The sequence below is a fragment of the Rhizobium sp. PEPV16 genome (genome assembly GCF_008919455.1).
GTDB classification, from domain to species: domain Bacteria; phylum Pseudomonadota; class Alphaproteobacteria; order Rhizobiales; family Rhizobiaceae; genus Rhizobium; species Rhizobium leguminosarum_Q.
Genome location: NZ_VSZV01000112.1, coordinates 1 through 5,031, shown reverse-complemented (window position 1 = coordinate 5,031; position 5,031 = coordinate 1). Strand labels below are relative to the sequence as shown.

Sequence of the window (5,031 nt, the reverse complement as noted above, 5' to 3'; positions counted from 1 at the left end):
GCTCGGATCGCGGCGAAATCCGCAGCGCCGCGATCGACATTCGCAAGGCGGGTTCTGGCGGCGCTTCTGGTCGCTAGTCTGCTGCCGGCCGCTGCCAGCTCTGTCGAGGCCGGGGATCCGCTGCTTGCCTATGGCGCGCGCATCGTCGGCGACGACGCAAGGACTCGCATCGTCATCGATTTCGATCGCGAGCCGCGTTTCTCCGTCCACTATATCGCCAATCCGGAACGCATCGTCGTTGACTTGCCGGCGACCGCCTTCGGGTTTCCGGCGAAGGATCTTGCCGCCCGCGGCCTGTTCAAGGATATCCGCTACGGCAAGATGGACGAAGAGAGCGCCCGCATCGTGCTGACGACGGCAGGGCCGGTGAAGCTGGCGCTTGCCAAGGTGCAGGCCGATGAGACGGGCAACGGCCATCGCCTCGTGCTCGATGCGGAGATGATCGACAAGAAGGCCTTTGCCGAACTGGTGAAGACGCAATCCTGGAGCGATCGGACTGAGGCGGCTCAGACGACAAGCGCCATTCTGGCACCGCAAAAGGCTGCTCCCGGCGATTTCGTCATCGCCGTCGACGCCGGCCATGGCGGCATCGACACCGGCGCGATCGGCGTCGACACCAAGACCGAGGAAAAACAGGTGACGCTCGCCTTCGCCAAGGCCTTCACGGAACGGCTGAACAAGGAACCGGGCATCAAGGCTTTCCTGACGCGCGAGGACGACGAGTTCCTGTCGCTTTCGCAGCGTGTACTGATCGCCCGCCAGAACCATGCCGGCCTCTTCATTTCGCTGCATGCCGATACGCTGAAACAGAAGGATATCCGCGGCGCGACTGTCTACACGATCTCCGACAAGGCATCCGACAAGCTCGCCGCCGACTTGGCCGAACGCGAAAACCTCTCCGACCAGATCGCCGGCAAGGAGACGGTCGCCGAGCCGCCCGAGGTCGCTGACATCCTGCTCGATCTGACGCGGCGCGAGACCCAGGCTTTCTCCATCTCGCTGGCCGAGAGTGTGCTGAATTCTTTCAAGGATCAGGTCGGCACCATCAACAATCCGCACCGTCATGCCGGCTTCCGCGTGCTGCAGGCCCCTGACGTGCCGTCGATCCTTCTCGAGATCGGGTTCCTCTCGAATGCCGAGGACGAGAAACTGCTGCTCGACGAGGCCTGGCGCGGCAAGATCGCCGGTCTCTTGACCGACGCAGTGAAGCGATACCGCGCCGCCGTCATGGCGAATGGCGGCTAACGGCCACCGTAAATCTGTAGCGGTTGCGGCACGGCGGCGCGGCCAGCAAAAACAAAAATTCATAAAAACAAAGATTTAAGTGCGCCGCATGAATCAAATTCTGAGCAAGATACCTCAGATTGGCGGCGGGAGCGGGCGTTGCTTGGATGTGACAGTTCTAATGAAACGCCGCCGTAGCGGTGAATGCGGCGCAGACAGCCCTATTTTGCTCACATTCGCGCCGTTACTCCGGCTTATGTTTCGCAGCCTGAGGCGCGGAATCGGCTTGTGGCGGTAGCGCTCATGGAGTAAGCCGCGCAACGTGCAAATTGCCTTGATCTTTGCAATCGTTGCGTCTGCGCCGATTGAAGATCGAAAAGACCGGTAGCTGAAATATGGTTAGACTTTTTGGATATTTCTTCGGAATGGCCTGCGTCCTGTTTCTGGTCGCGGCGGCGGGTATTGCCATTTATCTCGCCAATGTCGCGAAGGATCTTCCGGACTATGCCGTTCTGAACAGCTACGCGCCGCCGGTGACGACCCGCGTCCATGCCGGCAACGGCGCTTTGATGGCCGAGTATGCCAAGGAAAAGCGTCTCTTCCTGCCGATCCAGGCGGTTCCCGACCGTGTGAAGGCGGCTTTCCTGTCGGCAGAAGACAAGAACTTCTACAATCATCCGGGCGTCGATCTGACCGGTCTCGGCCGCGCAATCCTCGTCAACCTGCAGAATTTCGGTTCCGGCCGCCGCCCGGTCGGCGCCTCCACAATCACCCAGCAGGTGGCCAAGAACTTCCTTTTGAGCTCGGACCAGACGATCGACCGCAAGATCAAGGAAGCGATCCTCTCCTTCCGTATCGAGCAGGCCTACAGCAAGGACAAGATCCTCGAACTCTACCTGAACGAGATCTTCTTCGGTCTGAATTCCTATGGCATCGCCGGCGCAGCACTCACCTATTTCAACAAATCCGTTACCGAACTGACCGTCGCCGAAGCCGCCTATCTGGCATCGCTGCCGAAGGGTCCTGCCAATTATCATCCGTTCCGCCATCCGGAAGCTGCACTCGAGCGTCGCAACTGGGTGATCGACCGGATGGTCGAGAACGGTTATGTCAGCCAGCCTGACGGCGAGGAAGCCAAGAAGCAGCCGCTCGGCGTCACCGCCCGCACCACCGGCCCTTCGCTCTTTGCTTCGGATTATTTCGCCGAAGCCGTGCGCCGTCAGCTGATCGACCAGTACGGCGAAAAGGTCCTCTATGAGGGCGGCCTTTCGGTGCGCACGTCGCTCGATCCGCAGATGCAGCTCGCTGCCCGCAAGGCGCTGCAGGACGGTCTGGTCACCTATGATGAGCGCCGCGGTTTCCACGGCCCGATTAAGCAGATCGATGCGAGCGGTGATTGGGGCAAGGCGCTTGCCGATATTCCCACACTGTCCGACGTGCCGGAATGGCGGCTCGCCGTCGTGCTCGCCGTATCCGACTCGACCGTCGACATCGGCCTGCAGCCGGCCAAGGATGGAAGCGGCAAGGTTGCAGCCGATCGCCAGCGCGGCACGATCGACGCCAAGAACATGCAGTGGGCCTTCCGTTCGGCCGACGGCGCCCGCAAGACCACGAAATCACCGGTCGGCGCCGTGTCCCCCGGTGACGTTGTCTATGTCGCAAAGCTCGGTGACGACGCGTCTACCTCCTATCGCCTGCAGCAGCCGCCGAAGGTGCAGGGTGGCCTGGTCGCCATGGATCCGAAGACCGGCCGCGTGCTCGCCATGGTCGGCGGCTTCTCCTATGCCCAGTCCGAATTCAACCGCGCCACCCAGGCGATGCGCCAGCCGGGTTCCTCGTTCAAGCCTTTCGTCTACGCGGCGGCGATGGACAATGGTTATACGCCGGCTTCGGTCATCATGGACGCGCCGATCGAAATCGTCTCGGGCGGCCAAGTCTGGAGGCCGGAGAACTACGGCGGCGAATCCAGCGGCCCGTCGACGCTGCGTTCGGGCATCGAGCATTCGCGCAATCTGATGACGGTGCGCCTCGCCAACGATCTCGGCATGAACATCGTCGCCGAATATGCCGAGCGCTTCGGCATCTACGATCACATGCTGCCGGTTCTCTCCATGTCGCTCGGCGCCGGCGACACGACGGTATTGCGCATGGTCTCGGCCTATTCGGTCATCGCCAATGGCGGCAAGCAGATCAAGCCGACATTGATCGACCGCATCCAGGACCGCTACGGCAAGACGATCTTCAAGCATGAGGAGCGTTTGTGCGAGGGCTGCAATGCCGGCGACTGGCAGAACCAGGAAGAGCCGAATGTCGTCGACAATCGCGAAACCGTTCTCGATCCGATGACGGCGTACCAGATCACCTCGATGATGCAGGGCGTCATCCAGCGCGGCACCGCTGCCGGCAAGATCGATCTCGGCGGTCGCGACGTCGCCGGAAAGACCGGCACCACCAACGACGAGAAGGATGCCTGGTTCGTCGGCTTCACGCCGGATTTGGTCGCAGGCCTCTATATGGGCTTCGATACGCCGGGCCCGCTCGGCCGCGGCGGGACCGGCGGCGGTCTCTCCGCCCCGATCTTCAACGAATTCATGCAGGCGGTCGTCAAGGATACGCCGGAATCGAAATTCGTCATTCCATCAGGCATGAACCTAATCCCGATCGACCGCAAGACCGGCATGGCGGCTGGCGAAGGCGATCCGAACACCATCGTCGAGGCCTTCAAGCCCGGCACCGGCCCGGCCGACAGCTTCTCCGTCATCGGCATGGACAGCACCATGGCGCCGGAGGAAATCCTGAAGACCTCGCCGCAGGCGAACCAGGCCGTCCAGACCGGCACGCCCGGCCTGTTCTGACGAGACCTGAATTTTGTATGCCGCCGCGGCCCTTTACATCCGCGGTGGGCGTCTCTAGAGCAATTCCAGCAAAAGTGCATAGCGGTTTTGCCGGGAAAAGCGCAAAGCGACTTTCCCAGGAATTGCGCGAAACCAAAAAGATAGAGCATCTCCGTGGCTCAGAGAAAAACGGAAATGCGCTATCTCACCAGCACCTGAAGAAGACCGAGACAGAGAAGCAGGAAAATGCGAGCGGAAATCGAAAACGTGGTCGATGAAACCAAGCAGGCTATCACCCTGCTGAGGAGGCATCTTTGACTGGGACCAGGCGATAAGACGGCTGGACTGGTTGAACAACAAGGCAGAGGATCCGAACCTCTGGAACGACGCTTCCGAAGCGCAGAAGCTGATGCGCGAACGCCAGCAACTCGATGACGGCATCAACGGCGTCAAGCAGCTCGAGCAGCAGCTGAACGACAATATCGAGCTGATCGAGCTTGGCGAGGAAGAGGGCGACCAGAGCGTCGTCAAGGAAGCCGAAGACGCGCTGAAGGCCTTGAAGGCCGAGGCCGGGCGCCGCCAGGTGGAAGCCATGCTCTCTGGCGAAGCCGATGGCAACGACACCTATCTCGAAGTCCATTCGGGCGCCGGCGGCACCGAAAGCCAGGACTGGGCGAACATGCTTTTGCGCATGTACACCCGCTGGGCCGAACGCCAGCGCTTCAAGGTCGAGCTTCTCGAAGTCCATGACGGCGAAGAGGCGGGCATCAAGTCCGCGACCCTGCTCGTCAAGGGCCACAATGCCTATGGCTGGCTGAAGACGGAATCGGGCGTGCACCGACTGGTGCGCATCTCGCCCTACGACAGCAATGCGCGTCGCCACACCTCCTTCTCGTCGATCTGGGTCTATCCGGTTGTCGACGACTCGATCCAGATCGAGATCAACGAAAGCGACTGCCGCATCGATACCTAT

2 protein-coding genes and 1 pseudogene are annotated in these 5,031 nt (G+C 61.2%); all 3 read left to right on the top strand.

The genetic code is table 11. From position 1 onward, the window contains the following. On the top strand, positions 1–1,245 hold a 1,245-nt coding region (locus tag FY112_RS01610), incomplete at its 5' end, for an N-acetylmuramoyl-L-alanine amidase (RefSeq protein WP_246700579.1). 374 nt (positions 1,246–1,619) lie between these two features. Next, on the top strand, positions 1,620–4,079 hold the full coding sequence (locus tag FY112_RS01605; protein ID WP_151517484.1) for a penicillin-binding protein 1A: 2,460 nt from the start codon (positions 1,620–1,622) through the stop codon (positions 4,077–4,079). Positions 4,080–4,304: 225 nt separating this feature from the next. Then, a pseudogene (locus FY112_RS01600) lies at positions 4,305–5,031 on the top strand (PCRF domain-containing protein); the annotation flags it as partial.

Excerpts from the sequence above, each read along its gene's own strand:
- FY112_RS01605 (WP_151517484.1), top strand. The coding sequence starts at position 1,620 with ATGGTTAGACTTTTTGGATATTTCTTCGGAATGGCCTGCGTCCTGTTT.